This is a genomic window from Polyangium jinanense (assembly GCF_028435265.1).
GTDB lineage: Bacteria > Myxococcota_A > Polyangia > Polyangiales > Polyangiaceae > Polyangium > Polyangium jinanense.
This window is the reverse complement of sequence record NZ_JAGTJK010000009.1, coordinates 148,385-166,659: the sequence shown is the minus strand read 5'-3', so window position 1 is coordinate 166,659 and position 18,275 is coordinate 148,385. Positions and strand designations below refer to the sequence as shown.

Sequence of the window (18,275 nt, the reverse complement as noted above, 5' to 3'; positions counted from 1 at the left end):
GCGCGTGGCTCGATTCAAAACGCCTTCCAGCGCGTGACGCCGGTGTCGAGCGTGAAATCCATGTCCACGAAGAAACCGCGGACCGCGTCGAAGCTGCGCGGCGTGAGCCCCAGCGCGGAGACCATCGGGTGGCTGTCGGCGGTCTTCACGTCGAGCGTGTAGCGCCCATCCAGCAAACCGGCCCAGCGAAAGCAGTCGATCCGCGTGCCGGCCTCGATGCCGGCCTGATAACAGGCGCGGCTGGGATCCGAAACGTCCCGGAATTGCTTGAGGAATGCGAACCTGGGCCCCGTGCGCAGGAGGTCGACCATCGACAGGACGAGCCCGAGGCCGGGGACGGTGATCATGGGGCCGCCGAAGACGAGGTCGACGAGCGCCTCGAGCGCGGCTTTGCCCTCGGTAAAACCCTGCGCCACGACCCCGCGCGAGGTACCTCCGACCCGGTTCACCTGCACGAGGTACTCTCGCTGCGCGAGCACGTCGGGCCCGAAGCGATCGAAGAGCGTGGGCCGGATCTGGAAGAGATCGGCCACGGAGGGCCTCGTCGGGACCGTGATCTCCGCGATTTCTTTGGGCCATCCCTGGTCCTCGCGCCCGCTCGCGACGGCGTGGCTCGAGGTCGCGAACATGTAATAGGGGAAGAGCACGAGGCGCGTGGCGACCGGGATCGGACCTGTTTTATCGATCGACACGAGCGGGATCCAGATCCCTGCCTCGGTGTAGTTGAAGCTGCCCTGGTCGCGGAAGACCGGCACGGTCGAGGACACGGTGCCCGTGTGGGTGAAGACGAGAAATACCTGAGGAAAAAACGCGCGGTAGCTGGCGAGGCCCTTCGAGGGGGCGTTCAAGAACTTGTCAGCGAGCGCTTGTTGCCTCTGCGTGTCGCTCTCGAGCGGGAAAAAATAGGCCGTTACGTTCTGGAGCGCCGCGGGCGTCGGCATCGCTTGGTTGTCCGCTCGCTCGACGTATTTCGGCAAATTGGCTCTGCTCATGCCTTGTCTCGGCCGCGGGGTTCGGGGGCGAGGCCCGTTCGTCCGGGCGGAGCGCCCCTCGTCTCGGAGCCCGGAACGCGGATGACGAGGCTAGCCGAGCTTCGGGGGCGGAAGCAAGTGTCGCGAGGCGACGCTGACTCTTGACACCTGTCCCAATCGAGCCTGACCATGGGACGATGTTCTTACCCGTACAGGTCCGGCTGCGCCGCCTCGCCGTACCACGATGCGTGGGGAGGTCGTCATGTCGCTGAACCCCTACCAGGGCATGAAGCTCGTGGGTCAATGGTCGGTCTACGGCGTCACGATCGCGCTCCCTCGCGAGGACGTCCGGTGGATGCTCCCCGACGGGCTCGAGCTCGGCGATCAGGATTTGACGCACCGGGATACCCATCCGGTGTCGCTGTACTTCGGCCACGTGCGCGACGCGCACATGACGTTTCCGCGGTTTTTTCCCCCCGAGATGACGTATTTCGAGCAGGTCGTCGGCGTGCCGTACGTGTACGCGAAGCGCCCGCTCTGTGGAGGGCGGGTCCGGGGGCCCTTCTTTTACATGCCGCGGCTTTTCTTGACGAACCTGCTCGCGACCCTCGGCGGCATCCTTTTTTGGGGTTTTCCCAAGAAGCTGGTCCGCGTCGTCGAGGGCACGAACCCCGCGAGGACCGACGGGTCGTATGCCGTATGTCCCCTCTATGGAGGAGGCGACGAGATCCTCGGGCTGCAGTGGGGCGCCACGGGGGCGTTCGAGCCGGCAACGGCCGTGCCCTCCTTCCAGCGGCAGCTCGAGATCATGACCCAGCCGCTCGTGTCGCAGCAACCTCTCTCCGTGGGGCCCCTCCTGTCGTGCTCGGACTTCGACAAACTCTGGCGAGAGGCCGAGATTCGGCCCCTGCGCACGAAGACGAACATTCAAGAAGCATTCGTGCCGGGGCTCGCGCCCGGGAGGTATTCGTCCGAGGGCATCGACCAATCACCGACGGGCGCGTTCCAGCTTCGGGCGCCCTGGGAGCTCTCGCTCCCTTATTGTTGTGGAAGAGGGCGCGCCCCGGGGGCCGCGCCAAACGTCCCCTCCATCTGGTGAGCGCGCCGAGGAGCCATCGCGATGGGCATGATGTCAGGATACGAGCCGTCCGATCTCGTCCACGAGGGATCACATTGCTGCATTTACCTCGCGCACCGGGAGGTCGACGGCATGCCCGTCGTCCTCAAGGTCCTCAAGGCGGAGCACCCTTCGCCCGAGGAGATCGCGTGGTTCCGCCGCGAATACGAGCTGCTCGCCCAGGTCAGCTCGCCTTTCGTCGTGCGCACCCATGCCCTCCTCGAGGCGCCGGACGGGCGCCACGCCATCGTCCTCGAGGATTTCGGCGGGCAATCGCTCGATCGCCTGATCCCCGCGCATCCGTGGTCCCTCGCCGAGCAGCTCGCCGTGGCCATCGCCGCCACCGACGCGCTCGCCGCGCTCCATCAGCGCAGCATCGTGCACAAGGATGTGAGCCCGGCGAACCTCGTCTACAACCCCCAAACCCAGGTCTGCAAGCTCATCGATCTGGGCATTTCCACCATCCTGTCGCGCGAGCGCGCGGTCGTGCTGAGCCCCGAGGCGCTCGAAGGCACCCTCCGCTACATCTCCCCGGAGCAGACCGGGCGGATGAACCGAATGCTCGATTATCGCACCGATTTCTATTCGCTCGGCGCGACGCTGTACGAGCTCTTCACCGGGACCCCCCCGTTCTCGTCCGACGATCCGATGGAGCTCGTGCATTGCCACCTCGCGCGCGTGCCGATCGCGCCGTGCAAGCGCAACACGAGCATTGCGAAGCCCCTCTCGGACGTGCTCATGCGCCTCCTGTCGAAGACGCCCGAGGCGCGTTACCAGAGCACGTACGGCATCCAGGCGGACCTTCGCGCGTGCGCCGAAATGCTCGCGGCGAAGAGCACGATCGACGTCTTCCCCCTCGGGCAGCACGACGTTCCGGAGCAGTTCCAGGTACCGCAGAAGCTTTATGGCCGCGAGAAGGAGCTCGCGACGCTGCTCGGCGTCTTCGATCGCGTGACCGAGGGCAAGAGCGCGGCCCTCGCGCTCGTCACGGGCTACTCGGGCGTCGGCAAATCGGCGCTCGTGCACGAGCTCCACAAGCCCATCACCCGGCAGCGCGGTTACTTCATCGAAGGCAAATTCGATCAGTTCTTGCGCACGACGCCTTATTCCGCGCTGGTCTCCGCGTTTCGATCGCTCGTCCGCCAGATCCTCGGCGAGAGCGAGGACGTGCTCGCGGCGCTGCGTGAACAGCTCGTCGCGGCGCTCGGGCCCAATGGCCGGATCATCACGGACGTCATCCCCGAGGTCGAGCTCGTGGTGGGGCCGCAGCCCGAGGTCGCGGAGCTCGGGCCGACGGAGGCCCAGAATCGCTTCAACCTGGCCATCCGGAGCTTCATCCGCGTCTTTGCGCAGCCGTCGCATCCCTTGGTCCTTCTCCTCGACGACCTGCAATGGGCCGACTCGGGGAGCTTGAAGCTCATCGACCTGATCCTGCGCGACGTCGAGCCCCAATGCCTCCTCGTCATCGGCGCGTATCGTGATCACGAGGTCGGGCCCGCGCATCCGCTGCGCATGATGCTGGGCGCCCTCGAGGCGGACGGCGTGCCCATCGACAGGATTCCGCTCTTGCCCCTCGGAATCGAGGACGTGCAGGCGCTCATCGCCGACGCCGTGGGCCGAAGCCCCGCCGACGTCGAGCCCCTCGCGCGCCTCGTCGCCCGGAAGACCGAAGGCAACCCGCTTTTCGTCGGCGAGCTTTTGAAGACGATTTATCAGGAAGGGCTCATCGCCTTCGACCGTGCGGCGGGGCGCTGGACGTGGGACGTCGCGCGTATCGAGGCGCAGGGCATCACCGATAGCGTCGTGGACCTGATGATCGGCAAGCTGCGCCGCCTGCCCGAGGTCAGCCGTCGTGCCATCGAGGTCGCCTCGTGCATGGGCGGCGTCTTCGAATTGAAGCCGCTCGCCGTCGTGCTCGAGATCAGCGAACCCGAAGCGTACGAGAGGCTCTTGCCGGCCCTTCAGGAGGGGTTTGTCGTGGCGCTCTCGGGCCTCGTCCTCGCCCAGCCGGACGTCGCGGGGTCCCCGTTCGTCATTCGGGAATATCGCTTCATTCACGATCGCGTCCAGCAGGCGGCGTACGCCCTCCTCGGTGAGAACGAGCGCGAGGGCGTGCACGTCCGGATCGGGCGTCACCTTATCGTGAGCGGGCACGACGCGGGCGAGCGACTCTTCGACGTCGTCGACCAGCTCAACCGGGGCCGCCGCCTCATCACCGACGAGCACGGCCTGCGCGAGCTTTGCCGATTGAACCTCGACGCGGGTTTGCGCGCCAAGCGCGCCACGGCCTACGCGGCCGCGAGCGCTTACCTCGAAGCGGGCCTCGCCGCCCTGCCCGAGACGAACACGGACCGAGACGCCCCCCTCCCGCTCTCGCTGCACAAAGAGCTCGCCGCGGTCTCGGCGCTGATCGGCAACTACGAGCGCTCCGAGGCCCTCATTCGGCACGTGCTGAAGCACGCCCCGACCGATATCGAGAAGGCCGAATCGTACGAAATGCTCGTCCGCAAGGACACCATGCTGGCGCGGTACGACGAGGCGATGAATGCGGCGAAGGACGGCCTCGCGATCCTCGGGGTCGACCTGCCGATCCACCTCCCGCCGGAGGGCATTCAGGCCGCCATGGGAGCCGAGATCGCCGAGGTGCAGGCGAGCCTCGCGGTCCGCTCGCTCGGCTCGCTCCGTGATGCGCCACCCATGACGGATCCGGCCGCGCGCGCGGCGATGGGCCTGCTCACGACGGTCCTCGCGCCCGCGTTTTTCGTGAGCCCGCTTCTTTACGCGCTCATCATCGTCAAGGCCGTCAACATCTCGCTGAAATTCGGCCCGGCGCCCGAGTCGTCCGACATTTACGCGTATTATGGGCACATCACGAGCAGCATCCTCGGCGATCGCCGGCTGGGCCGCGAGCTCGCGATGCTGGCGCTCTCGCTCTCCGACCGATTCCGCGCGCCCGACGACAAGTGCCGGAGCAGCTTCTTGCTCGCGAACTTCATTTCGCCCTGGGTGAGGCACCTGCGCGAGAGCCTGCCGGTGAACGACGCGGGCTATCAGGCCGGCCTCGAGGGCGGCGAGCTCCAGTACGCGGGCTACATCCTCATCTACAAACTCTTCAATCGATTCTACGAGGGCGCCGCGCTCGACCCGATCGCCCAGGACCTGCCCGGCTTCCTCAAGCTGACGCAGCAGACGAAGAACGAGATCGCCAGCGACATCATCGTCGGGCTGCGCCTCGCGCTCGATAACCTGCTCGGCAATACGCCGTCACGGACCGATTTCAGCGCCGAGGGCCTCGACGATGCGGCCTATCTCGCGGCATGCGAGGCGCACAAGAGCTCCATGGCGCTCGCGTTTTATCCGACGCTGAAGGCCGAGGTGCTGTACCTGCACGACGAACCCGCGCGCGCGCTCGAAGTGGCCACGCGCTCGGAGCCTCTCCTCGCCGCGATCATCGGAAACGTCGCCGTCGCGCACCATCATCTCTATCACGCGTTGAGCCTCGCGGCGGTGATCCCCGACGCACCGGAGGCGGACCGCGCAGGCCTTCGCGAGAAGCTCGGCGCGCTCGCCGCCGATTTCGTCCGATGGGCCGAAACCGGACCGGACAACTTCGCGCACCTCTCGGCCCTCGTCTCGGCGGAGGTCCACCGCGTCGATGGTCGGATCTCCGAGGCGCTGGATCTGTACGAGCAGGCCATCGAGGGCGCGCGGCGAGGCAATTTCTTGCAGCATACCGCGCTCGCCTACGAGCTCGCGGGCAAGGCCTGGTTCGCCCGCGGACGAGACTCGATCGCCCAGGCTTACCTCCGCGAGGCCTACCGCGCTTATCAGCTCCGCGGCGCGCGGCGCAAGCTAGGGCTGCTGCGGGAGCGGTATTCTCCGTCCCTCACGCCCCGCGACATCAGCGAACGCCGCTCTGGGCCGCCCTCCGGTCCCTCCTCGACCACGAGCCGGACCGCGGGCGACAGGCTCGACCTCGGGAGCGTCATCAAGGCATCTCTCGCCATTTCGAGCGAAATCGTACTGGAAAAACTCCTCACGACCCTGATGCACGTCGTGATCGAGAATGCCGGCGCGCAGCGGGGTGCGCTCGTCCTCGAAAAGAAGGGCAGGCTCGTCGTGGAGGTCGACGCCACGGTCGCGGCCACGGGCGAGGTCGTGGGCGTGCTCCGTTCGACGCCGATCGAGGAGTATCCGAATGCGTCCGAGGAGATCGTCCGTTACGTCGCGCGGACCCGTGAAACCGTGATCCTCGACGACGCCGCGCGCGCCGGCGCCTTCACCCGCAGCCCCTACGTCGCGTCGCACGCGTCGAAGAGCATGCTCGTGGCGCCGCTCCTGCACCAGGGCAAACCGCTCGGCATCATTTACCTCGAAAACCACCTGACGACCGGCGCGTTCACCAAGGAGCGCCTCGAGATGCTCCGCCTGCTCTCGTCGCAGATCGCCATCTCGCTGGAGAACGCGCAGCTCTATCGGGAGATGGAGCAGCGGGTGCTCGAACGCACGGAAGAGCTGCGCAAGAAGAACATCAACCTCCAGCAGGCCATCGAGGATCTGAAGACGACGCAGGCGCAGCTCGTGCAATCCGAGAAGATGGCCTCCCTCGGGCGCCTCACCGTCGGGATCGCCCACGAGATCAAAAATCCGCTCAACTTCGTCAACAACTTCGCGCAGATCAACGCCGAGCTCATCCAGGAAATCGAGGAGAGTGCGTCGAGCGGAGCGACGTTCGACGAGGTATCGGACATCCTCGCCGACGTCCGCGCGAATTCGGAGAAGATCGCGTCGCACGGCAAGCGGGCCGACGACATCGTTCGCAGCATGATGCAGCACGCGAGCGGCGCGACGGGCGTCCGGCAGCCCACGGATATCAATGCCCTCGTCGAGGATTACGTCAAGCTCTCGTACCACGGTTCCCGCGGGGAAAACCCGGTCCACATCGAGCGCGATTACGATCCGAGCGTCGGCCTGGTGGAGATCGTCGCGCAGGACTTCGGGCGCGTCATCGTGAACCTGCTCAACAACGCGCTCTACGCCCTCGGCGAGAAACAACAGCGGAGCGATTCTCGGTACGTGCCGACGATCCACGTCTCGAGCCGCCGGCAGGGCAAGATGGTCGAGGTCTCGATCCGTGACAACGGCACGGGCATCCCGGTCTCGGTACGGGACCGGATCTTCGAGCCCTTCTTCACGAGCAAACCCGGCAACGTGGGTACCGGCCTTGGTTTGTCCCTGAGCTACGACATCGTGGTCAATGGCCACGGCGGCAGCATCACCTTCGACAGCGTCGAGGGCGATTACGCAGCATTCCGTGTCTCGCTACCTGGATAGGCCCTCGATCACTGCACCTTGCAGCGCGCCCCCGCCCCTGCCGCGGGCCGACCATACGGGACTTTCGGCCCCTTCGGCTTGACGTACACCGCGCCGCCCGGCCCGGGCCGCGGCACGACCGCCCCCGAGGCTTGCGGACGGCCCGGCGAGAGCTCCTCGATCGTGAGCACCACGTCGGCCCCTTCCTGCTCCACCGCCGCGATGCTGGGCCGCTGTGGCGCGTCCTCGGCCATCCCGGGGCAGGGCACGCCCTTGGCGCTCACCGCGACCACTGCCACGTCCCCGCCGAGCTTCGGCACCTGGGCTTGCCACGTGAGACGCGGATCCTGAGGCGCGCCGACCACGACGGCGAGGCACGAGCACGTCGCGGCGTGGGGCGCGTCCTTCGCGATCATCACGTCGTGACGCACCCGTTTTTCGGTGGGCGGCGTCGTGGTCGTCCCGGTGAGCGGCGCGGGGGGCTGATCGAGCTCGCTCAGCGTCTCGGTGCGGCGGAGCGGCTGGCCCGTGGGATCACCGAGATCCTGGGACCAGCCGGAGTTTGCCGGCGAGTTCTGTTCGCCGCCGCAGCCGACGGCGAGCGCGAGCACGAGCACGGACGAAAGGGAAAGGGGAGCCTTCCGCATACCCCTTCAGAATCGCACCCCGGGCGGGCCGGCGACAAGAAAAGTCACGGCGCCTTGGACTTTTCGCACAGAAATCCGCGCTTCTCGCCGCAGGCCCGGTCGTCGAACGACGCCGCGGTCCCCGGTGATGCCGAGAGCATCACGCAGTCCTGTTTGCTGCCCTGATCTCCGGGCACGCCTTCCTTCCACGCCGTGAACACCCACGGTTCGCCGTTCGACCACGAGAACTCGCCCTCCTGCTGGGCGTCCGTCCCGCCGATCCAGACATCCCCCGACACCACGCTCCCGATGAACCAGAACTCCTCGGCCGAGCTCAGCGCGGCCAGGTCGCCGCCGAGCTCCAGGCAATGCTCGCGCGCCGTGTTCCAGTCGCGCTCGGTGCCATGGTGCAAATAACACGAGCCCGTCGTCGGCGACTTCCATTGCCACGGCAAGGGACATTCGTCGGGGTCGGGGTCGGGGCAGCTCCGGCAAGACGACCCCCCGCCGGCCCCGCCGCCGCCATTCCCTTCGTCCGAGCCCCGGCAGCCGGTCTGATCGATACGCGTGCCGTCCTGGCAAAGCGCGAGCACCCCCTCCTCGATTCCGGCGATTGCATTGCAGCCGAGGGCCTGGCCGAGCACGAAGAGCCCCAGCCACCAAAAGGGACGTCCGCGCGGGCGCCCCGTTTGCCGTTTGATATTCAAAACACACCTCCGACCACGAGCCCCGCGCCCGATCCCACCGTCCCCACGCCGGCACGCGCGGGCGTGCCCTCCGGCGCCGTCAGGTACAGGACGAGCCCTCCCGTCGCCGCGAGGACGCCCGCGATGATCGTCCCCGTCGCAGCGTCGCCGCGCGCGCGCGCCTCGCTGCGCAGGGCGACGCCCGTCGCGTCGCAGAGGTTGCCCTCGATGCAATGGGCGGCCGATGCGTCGTTCCGCGAAATGGCCTGCATTCCCAGAATCGAGCCGGCGACGATGGACACGACCCCCGCGCCTCCCAGCGCGATCCCCGCGATCTTGTGCACCGGGGCCCTCGAATTCGGAAGTGGCTTGCCGGCCGGCGGCGCCGGCGCTTGGGGGACGTCCACGAGCTCGGGAATGGCCGCCGTCACCCGCGTGGCCTCGCCGCCAGGCACTTCCACCTCCACGCGGTAGGGGCGTTTGCCCTCGGCCTGGGCCTCGAGCACGTGTTTGCCCGGGTCCACGGGCACGGCCGTCCCCCAGAGCGCGCGCCCGAGGACCTGCCCGTCCTTGCGAATCTCGAGGTTCTGCACCTTCTCGGACCACGGCGCGGTGATGACGAGCCGCGCGAGCCTCGGCTCGAGCGCTGCCGCCCGCTCGCGCGCGACCTGCTCGCGCTCGACCTGCCCTTTTTCGCGCGCGGCATACGCGGCGGCCCGGAACTCCGCCCAGGCGCTCGCGGTGCGGCCGATTTTTTCCAGACAATCGGCGAGGTTCAAGAGCGTCCCGACGCCCGCGTCGAGCCTCTGGCTCTCGGCGAACTTGGGGCAAGCTTCCGGATATCGCCCCTCGTCCATCAGCCATTTGCCCTCGTCGAAGAGCGCCTCCGCCGCGGCCCGCCGCGCGGCGCGGTCCTCCATCGAGTCGGGCGGATTCGCGGCGGCCTGGCCGGAGACAAGCAGGAAAGCGAGGGCGACCGCGGACGTGAGGATGTTTCTCCTCGGATCACGATGAGCGGCGCGGATCGTATTCGTCATGGGTGTCATTCGCGCCCATCGAAAGGATTGGGGCGCTTCACGGACGACGGAGGTTTCTCCGAGGTCTTGTCCGTGATCGTGCTTTGCGGGCGGGGCTTTGAGAAGCCCCCCTGCGGCGCCTTGTTCATCGGGCGCGGCGCGGGTCGCACGTCCTCCGCGACGGGCGGAGGCGTTTTTGTCTCGGCGGCCTCGACCGACGCTGCCGGCTTCACCTTCGTGAATGCCGGGGCCAGCGTCGCCTCGATTCCCCCGCGCGCCGTGGCCGCGAGGACGTTCGGCGCGCCATACACGCGACGCAGACGAATCCCCGCGCCGCCGACGAGGACGATCGCCGCGACCATGGCGAAGAGCGGCACGGGCCGCAGCATGCGTTGCCATTTCGACCCCGCGAGATCACGCACGAGAATCGCGGTCGCGGCGACCGGCGGCGTCGAGTGCGGAGGCGAAAGTTGCACGCGCGGATCGGTCAACGTCGGGCTCGTGCTCGCGTCCGACACTTGGAGCGGGGCGCGCGCGCTCGGACATGGATCCGCAGACGAACCGCGCGCGAGCAGGCGCACCGCGCGCTCGCTCGACGCAATGGCTCCGGGCCGCCTTCCGAACGGCGAGAGCGCGACCGCGAGCTCGCCGATGTTCGCATACCTGTCGGCCGGGTTTTTGTGAAGGCAACGCAGGATTGCCGCGTCGAGCCCCGGCGGCACGTCGGGCAGACGCTCCTTCAGCGGCATTGGCGGGTCCTTCAGGATGGCCGCGCAGAGCTCGGGCAGGCTTTGCCATGGAAATGGGCCTTCCCCCGCGATGAGCTCGTACAGCGTGACGCCGATGGACCAGATGTCCGAGCGAGGATCGGCGTCGCGCGTGGCGCGGAGCTGCTCGGGCGACATGTACATCGGCGATCCGATGACGGCGGAGGTCGTCGTGAGCGGCCCGCCGCGCTCCGGCGACGTTTCCTTGTCGGCCGACAGCTTGGAAATTCCGAAATCGAGCACCTTCACGGTGCGTGATCCGTCCGGGCGCCGGGCGAGAAAGAGATTGTCGGGCTTCAGATCACGATGGACGATCCCGAGGGAATGGGCCTCGGCGATCGCCTCGCACGCCTCGAGCACGTACGTGACGGCGTCGTCGATGGGGAGGGGGCCGTTCCGGGCGATGTATGCGCCGAGATCCGAGCCTTCGAGCAGCTCGAGCACCATGTACGGCTGTCCGCTCGGCAATCGCCCGATATCGAGCACACGCGTCGCGTGCTCGTTCTGGATCATGGCCGCGGCGCGCGCTTCGCGGGCGAACCGGGCGACGACCTCCTCGTTATGGGTGGCGGATTTCAGCAAGAATTTGAGCGCGACCCGGTGCCCGAGCTCCACGTGCACGGCGGCCACGATGACGCCCATGCCGCCTTTGCCGAGGACGCGCAGGACGCGATACTTGCCATCGAGGACGTCGCCGATGGCCACGGGCAGACCCGAAGGCTCGTCCTCCCACGACGAATCCGACCTGCGCTCGACCTGCATTCGTCCCCCCCGCCCGACGATCTCCCGTGCGACTGCGACCTCGCCCACCATAGCGCAGCGCACCCCTCTCGCCCGTGCCTGAGCGCTGGTATTCTCCCGTACGGCGCTTTTTAGGAGGATACGAACGTCCGCGGCGTCGCGCGGGGGTCGAATGGTGTGCGGAGCGGTGAGGGCAATGGAGACGCGGGGATCAGGCCGAGACGCTCGCAGGGCGCTGGACGACCCCTTCGACCGGTGTCGGACGAAGAAGATTGTCGAACATGGGGCTCGTCCGTTCCACGGCGATTCGGATCTCTTCGAGCGTCGCGGCGTCGGCGTCGGCGTCCACGTCCACGGTATACCGGAGCTGCCCGAACCCGGGCCGGACGGAGGGATCGAGCGCGAGATATCCGCGCAGGTCGAACGGCGCCTGCACCTTGATCACGAGCTTGCGATACTCGATTCCGCGGAGGCGCGCCTGCGTGACCCATCCAATGGTCAGGCACGATCCGAGCGCTGCGAGCAAGAGCTCCATCGGATCGACGTGCTGATCTTTTCCGCCGAGCGGCGTGGGCTCGTCGGTCTCGATGGTGAAGGACCTCGCCCGTGTCACGGCCTGCGCGCCGTCGCGCCATTCGGTCACGGTCTCGAAGCTCCCTTTCCCCGCATCGGGCGCTTTCTCCACCGCGTCGCGCGTCTTCCGGAAGGTGTCGATGTCGAGGGTGCAGCATCCACCAAGCGATTCCATGCTCCTGACCTCCATCGAGCGGCGCGCCCCCTCAAGAAAGGGTGCGCAAGAACTCGAGCAAGACGGCGTCGAATCGAGCCGGCTCCTCGAACTGCGGATTGTGTCCGCTTTGCTCGAAGATGTCGAGACGGCCTCGCGGCAGCTTTTTGCTCGCCTCCGCCCAGAGCTCGACAGGGCAGACGTAATCGTAAAGGCCGCTCAGGGCGAGGACGGGGCAAGGGATCTTGTCGAGCGAAGGGACGAGGCTCCAGCGCTCGGCCTCCGGGCGGATGACCGATTGCATGTAGCGGGCAAACCCCTTCGGAACGCCGCCCCAGAGGGCGCCGGCATCGAGCGCCGGGTCCTGCCAGACGAGCGGATGCAAGGCGAGATATTGCCGCAGGGTGAGCTCGTCGGGATCCATGGCGCTCGTGTCGAGGGCGTGGAGCTCGGCTTGTTTTTGGGCGAGCAGCTCCTTCTTTTGCACATTCGCCTCCGCCTCCCAGCGAGCGATTCCCACGCTCATGGCGCGGCTGAAATCGGGCACGCTCGCCACGGAGACGACGGCGGCCGCATGCTCGGGGTGCCGAAGCCCAAATTCGAGCGCGATGGCCCCGTGGTTCGAATGACCCATCACGACGGCGCGATCGATTCCGAGTTTGTCACGTACGGCGTCGAGGTCGTCGGCGAGCGTCGCATACGTGGCCCCCTCGGGGCTGCCGGTCGAGGGCCCCGTACCTCGCATCTCTACGTACACGAACGAATGCGCATCGAGGAGCCGCCTTGAAAACGTGCGCCGGTAGAATTCGATGCCGCAGCCTGTGGGGACGAGGATCGGAGGCCCCGAGCCCTCCGTGAAAACGTGGATCTCCACGTCGCCCACGCGAACGAGCCTGCTCGTGGTTTCAGTCATGGGCGAGGTTGTAGCAGAAGATCGTTCAGAACGTGCCGACGCAGCCCACGCCGCCGCCCTTGCCGCCCACGTGCGGGCCGCACTGGAGGGTCAAGGCCGGCGCGCGTCCCACCTTCGGGCATTCGAGGTCGGGCGTCGAGCGCGACAGCGCGAAGACCACGATCCCCGTGGTGACCGCGGCGGTTCCGAGGATGTACCCCACGACCTGGAGCCCGGTCGTCACCTTGATCCCGGATTCGATCGAGGGACATTCGGGGCTCGCGCCCGACCCGCCGCAGAGGTTCGCATCGAAATTGTCGAGCCTGCCCGAATGCACGACCGAGGCCGCAATCGCGCCGCCCATCACCGCGAGGCCCCCGACGCCCACCACGATGGGCCAGACAGGCGCCGTGACCGCGGTGACGGGCGCCGCGACCGCGCCGACCGGCGCCGTGACAGCACCGACCGGCGCCGAAAGATTCGGGGCGCCAATGTTGGGATTGGGCACATTGAGGGAAGGGTTCGGCGCCTCGAGCCCAGGATTGGGCGCCGAGAGCCCGCCGGTGAGCCCTCCGGTGAGCCCTCCGACGGGCGCCGTGAGTCCGCCGACCGCTCCCGTGAGTTGTCCCGTCGGTTTGCCGAGCCCACCCGCGAGCCCGCCGACCGTCCCGGTGAGCCCGCCGGCCGCGACGCCAATGCCCGGCGTATCCAGGTTCGCGCTTGCACGGGCAATGGCGCCCACGGCGACACGCGCGCGGACCGTCAGGTCGGGCTTTCCAGGGGGACGGACCACGACCGATACATCCCCAGGCGCGAGGTAAATGGGCGACGCCATGGGCAATTTTGCGGCGATTTGCCCCCGCACGAGTACGAGCGCGCCCGGCACGCCGCCCTCCACGACGAGGCCGCCGAGCTTCCCCGAAAGCTCGCCGAGCGCCGCGTCGATTTTCGCGCGGATCGGCTCGTACGCCGCGCGCGCCTCGACGCGGAATCGATGCAGCGCGAGCCAAGCCTCGTCGAGGCGCCCGGCCGCTTGCAGCGCGAGGCCGAGATCTCCGAGGATCGTCACGTCGCCCGAGAGCTCGAACGCGCGCTCGAGATCCGGCAACGCCTCCCGCAGACGACCCGCATCGATGTTCACCTTGGCCCGCGCGCGCAGCTCGGCGGCCTCGCGGAGCTGCGCCTCGGTCCGCGGCGGCTCGACGTTCGCGTTTGCCCTGGCATCGGCCGCCGCATCCACGCGCGCGCCCGCCGTCCCGCTCATCCCTGCATCCACGCGAGGCGCTTGTGCCGCGACGTCTCCGGAGATCGCGGGGCGACAATTTTCCGTGGTCGAGCCGCAGCCCAGCGGACCGGCGGCGAAGAACATCGTGAGGAGCAACGGGGCGACGGGAAAGGATCGACGCGTCGAGGCCATCATCCTTCGAGGTGTTATCACAGGTGACGCATCGTAATCAATTGCGAGCGCAATGATACAGCTCGATTGTGCGTTGCAGCAATGTGCGCATCCTCGATGTGTTTCACCTCTCGATGCCAAAAACGCCAAACAGTCCGCCGATCGGCGCGGCCACATGGGACGGAACGAAGAGCGCGCGTGCGTCGAGCCCCGCGTGCAGAGCCCCGAAACGAAAGAGAAAATCGACGCCGGGGCCGAGTGCGAACCGCGGCTCCATCCCTTCGCGTATCACCCCGCCGAGCTCAGCCTCGTCGACAATGAAGAAAGAACCGAGGATGAGCCTCGGCCTTACGAGCAGTCGCCCCGCCAGGATCGTCCGATCGTAACCGGCTGCGGCGTGCACGAACACGCTCCGTCGACGCGACCAGTAGACGAGCGTATCGTTTGCGGCCGATTCGATGCTGCCCACGTGATACGCCGCGCCGAGCTCGACGTGTATCGGCACGCGGAACGTCCATCCACCGATGAGCCCGGTTGCCGGGCCCAGGTACGACTGCCCGGTGGTCCACGACGTGGCATACCCGAGGCGGGCATCAACACTCCATCGAGACCCCGTTTCACCACGGACGTTTTGCGTGAACAGGGTGGTCATGAGAGAGACCAGGAAGGCGCACGTCAATCGTGACACGCCGCCTCGCCCTCGTCGGCGAACGAGCCGCCCGCGGCTGGGACGAATCGCCACGCGTATCCTTCCGACCGAAGCTCGAGCCGCAGGACGCCGTGTGTATCGATATTCCTTATCTCGCTCCCGGCGTGGACCTCGTCGACGGCGTGCAGCGGTACCTTTCCGCCGGTGCCAATGACGAACCCGCGCATTCCCCGCACGACGTCGATTTGTCCCTCTGCATTCATCGGCGCGAACCGCTCATACAGGTGCGCGTGGCCGGCGAGGATGACGTCGGCGCCGGCGTCTTGCAAAACCCTCCAGAGATGCCGCATGGAATCGGCGCTCCCGTGCTCCCCGGAGGTGAACCGCGGGTGATGCCACATCGCGAGCGTGCAGCGCGACGGATGCGCTGCGAGGTCCTCTTTGAGCCACCGCGCCTGCGGCGAGTCCGGGCCGCAACCGCCGAAATCGTCCGGCACCGAGGCGGGCACGTCGAGATCACCGCCGCAATTGGAGTTCAGCATCACGACGTGCCAAGCGCCGATGTCGAAGCTCGCGCGCCCCTCGAAGGGCGCCCCCACGCCGCCGCAGAAATAAGCGAAAAATGGCCCGGCGCGCGGCGCGTGATATTCGTGGTTTCCCACGACCGCGCGCGTAATCGGGCGAAACTTGCCCCAGCTCGGGTGATAACAATCGAGGAACTCGTCGAGCGTGCCGTCGGGATACGTGGTGTCGCCGAGCGTGAACACCGCGTCCGGCCCGATCTGCTCGACGAGAGCCGCCGTCTCCTCCTGCCGCCCCCCGGGACACTCGGCGATATCCCCGGCCGCGACGATCACGGCGGCCGCGGGATCCTTCGGTGTCACGGGGAGCGCGGGGGAAGCGTCACACGGCGGGAGCTCGCGGGTGCGGGAGCACGCGGAAACACAAGTCGCCGCGAGGACGAGCGCGCGAAGCGCCAGCATCACGTGCTCCCGATTGCCATGAAGCCCGTCACTCCTTCCAGCGCTCGGCGAGCTCGGGGAGCACGGTCACGGACATTTGCACGAGGTGCGCCATGTGCTGATCGGGCGTTTGTCCCGAATAACCACGCACGTGCATTCCGCTCTTTTTCGCCTCCGTCGTCTGTTCGAGCCGCGTTTCCTGCGCTCCCTTGTTGAACGCCGTGAGCGCGGCCTTCGTGGTCACGCGCGGCGGCGTCGCCTGCGCCGGGCCGCGCTCGGCGCCCACGTCGCGCAGGAGCGCGTCCGCGCTCTCCGCCGAGCTCGCGTACTCCGTGCCCCCGATGTCCGAGTGCGTGATCGAAAAGAGCCGCTTCCCCTCGGCCGCGAGCTTCGCGAATCGCGAAAACGGCGCGAGCCGGAGAGGATCGACCGTCTTCGCCTTCGGGTCGAGGTACGCCGCGTGAATCCCGTCGAGCACGAGCACCGAATCGATCCGCTCGACATTTTTCGCGACATCGAGGAGCTTCGCGAGCGCTCCATATCCCGCGCTCCACGAGCCCAGCGCCACGCGCCGCACCCGGGCGTCGCGCAGCCCTTGTTTTTTCGCCGTCTCCTGGATCTTGTCGATCGTCTGGTCGAGCACGCCCACGACCGAGAACTTGTCCTCGTACGGCCCGGAGCCATTCCCCAGGTTCACCGTGTACACGAGCGCATTCAGCCCGGCCGCGGTGGCGCTCTCCTCGACGAGGTTCGTGTTGCCGTGGAAATGCATGTACAGATCGAACGCGCCGTCGTCGGAGCGGAATTTCGGCGGGACGTGCAAAAGTCCGCCGTTCACGAAGACGTGGCCTTCGCGCTTCAACTTGTAATCGGCGCGCTGCTCGGGCGGCAGCTCCGGCTTCGGCGGGAGCTTCGGCGGCGGCATGTGCTTGGCGCGCAAGAGCTCGCCGGGGCTTCCGGTCGCCGCGGCGACGCCGCCCGTGATCGCGGATCCGAGCACGAGCGAGGCGACGACGCTTCCGATCAGCGCGTTTCGCGCCTGTGATGACGGCGCCGGCGCCGCGGAGGTGTCCTTCCGCGAGCGGACGAGCCAGAACGCCGCGCCCGCGAGCAAGGTCGCCGCGAGCGAAATCGTCCCGAAAAAACCGCCGATGATCCGCAATGCACCGACGTTCGTGACGGCGAGAAGCACGAGCGAGAGGACGGCCGCGACGGCCGCGACGAGGGCCACGTGCTCGAATCCGAGCGCTTTGGAGCTACCGACCTTCACGGACCCGAGCAGCGTCGATGCGCGCGCGGCGAGTTCGGCGGAAATCGCTCCCTCGGCCGGCGCCGCCTTCGGGGGCGGCGGGATGACGGCTGGGGCTTCGGGCTCGTTCACCGTCGCGGCCAATCCGTCGGAGGCCACCGGCGGGAGATCCCCAGGTCCGGCGGGCGCCGTGGTTTCGACGGCCGGAGCTGCGGGCACGGTGACTTCGAGGGGCTTTCCCTCGACGGGCGGAGGCTCGGCCGCCGGAGGATCGACCGGGACGGTCGCCGCGAGCGCATCGGCCTTTTCCGACGCATTGGTCGCGGGCTCCGGCGGCACGGCGCGGATCAAGGTGGGACCGTCGAGGACCGGCGGCGCGGCCGGCTCCGGCGCGGCCGTTCGTTGCGCGCCGGGGACGATCGGCAGCGGGCCTCCATTCGGCGGCAGCAGGATCGTATCTACCTGCCCCGCCAGGGAACCGGGTTTTTTCGCGGGCGCCTTCGCCTCGGCGGGCGGCGGCGGCGCGACGTCGGCCGTTCCGGGGACCTTGAGCGCCGGCAAGGTCTGGTCGCGCGGAATCGCGTCGATCGGCACGAAGCCCTTTGCGCAGCGCGGGCACGTCGTCTGCGCGCGCAATGCTTCCGTCTCGATGGATAACTTCTGCCCGCAGAAGGGGCAGTACAGTTGGATCGCTGCCATGTCGTCCGACGACCGAGGCTATCCGAAGAGCCCGCCGGGCAGAAGCGGGGAATCGGTCCTCAGATCGTGCGACATCAAACGATCTCGGTAGGTTTTTCCAATTGTCGGGGAAGGGGGTCAGGAGCCGCCCGACCCTCCGATCCCGGGTCCACCTCCGCGGTCGCTGGGGTCGACCGGCTCTTTCGGGCCGCCCACGCGACCGAGAGGTGAGCCGCTGCCTGGCGGGTCCCCCGCAATGGCTTCCGCCTCGTTGCCCGTTTCCGCGTCGGGCTCCTGGCGCCCTGCGTCGCTGCTCATCATGTCGGTTCTCTTTATCTCCACGCCGCTCGGCTCGTTCGTTTTCACCATGACCATGATCTGGGGCTCGCCCGCGCGAATGGCCTCTCCCCGAACACGCATCGCAGCAGCATGAGCACGGCTGCGCACATTTCGCGGGTCCGCTCCACGGTCGCGCTCGCTTTCCT

At 67.7% G+C, this 18,275-nt stretch carries 14 protein-coding genes; 2 read left to right on the top strand and 12 right to left on the bottom strand.

Translation table 11 applies throughout. From position 1 onward, the window contains the following. Window positions 1-14 precede the first annotated feature (14 nt). Window positions 15-992, bottom strand: a complete 978-nt coding sequence (locus KEG38_RS19840; protein WP_272421284.1) for an acetoacetate decarboxylase family protein — start codon at window positions 990-992, stop codon at window positions 15-17. A 241-nt stretch (window positions 993-1,233) separates the two neighbouring features. Here KEG38_RS19840 and KEG38_RS19835 point away from each other — a divergent pair, with 241 nt between their 5' ends. Continuing rightward, entirely contained in the window at window positions 1,234-2,070 is an 837-nt protein-coding gene (locus KEG38_RS19835; RefSeq protein ID WP_272421283.1) for an acetoacetate decarboxylase family protein, read from the top strand. A gap of 27 nt (window positions 2,071-2,097) precedes the next feature. After that, on the top strand, window positions 2,098-7,422 hold the full coding sequence (locus KEG38_RS19830; RefSeq protein ID WP_272421282.1) for a trifunctional serine/threonine-protein kinase/ATP-binding protein/sensor histidine kinase: 5,325 nt from the start codon (window positions 2,098-2,100) through the stop codon (window positions 7,420-7,422). Between the two features lie 8 nt (window positions 7,423-7,430). Here the strand turns inward: KEG38_RS19830 and KEG38_RS19825 are convergent, their stop codons facing one another. The 11 genes from KEG38_RS19825 to KEG38_RS19775 form a co-directional block, all read right to left on the bottom strand. Next, complete coding sequence (locus KEG38_RS19825) at window positions 7,431-8,048, bottom strand: hypothetical protein (protein ID WP_272421281.1); 618 nt, start codon at window positions 8,046-8,048, stop codon at window positions 7,431-7,433. Window positions 8,049-8,092: 44 nt separating this feature from the next. Beyond that, window positions 8,093-8,671 (bottom strand): C-type lectin domain-containing protein, encoded by a 579-nt coding sequence (locus KEG38_RS19820; RefSeq protein WP_272421280.1) that lies wholly within the window; start codon window positions 8,669-8,671, stop codon window positions 8,093-8,095. A 59-nt stretch (window positions 8,672-8,730) separates the two neighbouring features. After that, entirely contained in the window at window positions 8,731-9,750 is a 1,020-nt protein-coding gene (locus KEG38_RS19815; RefSeq protein ID WP_272421279.1) for a hypothetical protein, read from the bottom strand. A 5-nt stretch (window positions 9,751-9,755) separates the two neighbouring features. Then, a complete protein-coding gene (locus KEG38_RS19810; RefSeq protein WP_272421278.1) occupies window positions 9,756-11,258 on the bottom strand; it encodes a serine/threonine protein kinase in 1,503 nt (500 codons plus the stop codon). Between the two features lie 190 nt (window positions 11,259-11,448). Then, the gene (locus KEG38_RS19805; RefSeq protein WP_272421277.1) at window positions 11,449-11,985 is read right to left on the bottom strand and encodes an OsmC family protein; all 537 of its coding nucleotides are present in this window, start codon (window positions 11,983-11,985) and stop codon (window positions 11,449-11,451) included. A 31-nt stretch (window positions 11,986-12,016) separates the two neighbouring features. Further along, window positions 12,017-12,877: an alpha/beta fold hydrolase gene (locus tag KEG38_RS19800; protein WP_272421276.1), complete on the bottom strand. Its 861-nt coding sequence runs from the start codon at window positions 12,875-12,877 to the stop codon at window positions 12,017-12,019. Window positions 12,878-12,902: 25 nt separating this feature from the next. Further along, entirely contained in the window at window positions 12,903-14,120 is a 1,218-nt protein-coding gene (locus KEG38_RS19795) for a tetratricopeptide repeat protein (protein WP_272421275.1), read from the bottom strand. Between the two features lie 256 nt (window positions 14,121-14,376). Continuing rightward, window positions 14,377-14,904: a hypothetical protein gene (locus KEG38_RS19790; RefSeq protein WP_272421274.1), complete on the bottom strand. Its 528-nt coding sequence runs from the start codon at window positions 14,902-14,904 to the stop codon at window positions 14,377-14,379. Window positions 14,905-14,927: 23 nt separating this feature from the next. After that, window positions 14,928-15,884, bottom strand: a complete 957-nt coding sequence (locus KEG38_RS19785; RefSeq protein ID WP_272421273.1) for a metallophosphoesterase family protein — start codon at window positions 15,882-15,884, stop codon at window positions 14,928-14,930. A 28-nt stretch (window positions 15,885-15,912) separates the two neighbouring features. Further along, window positions 15,913-17,811: a hypothetical protein gene (locus KEG38_RS19780; RefSeq protein ID WP_272421272.1), complete on the bottom strand. Its 1,899-nt coding sequence runs from the start codon at window positions 17,809-17,811 to the stop codon at window positions 15,913-15,915. Between the two features lie 117 nt (window positions 17,812-17,928). Next, complete coding sequence (locus tag KEG38_RS19775; RefSeq protein WP_272421271.1) at window positions 17,929-18,210, bottom strand: hypothetical protein; 282 nt, start codon at window positions 18,208-18,210, stop codon at window positions 17,929-17,931. Window positions 18,211-18,275: the final 65 nt, after the last annotated feature.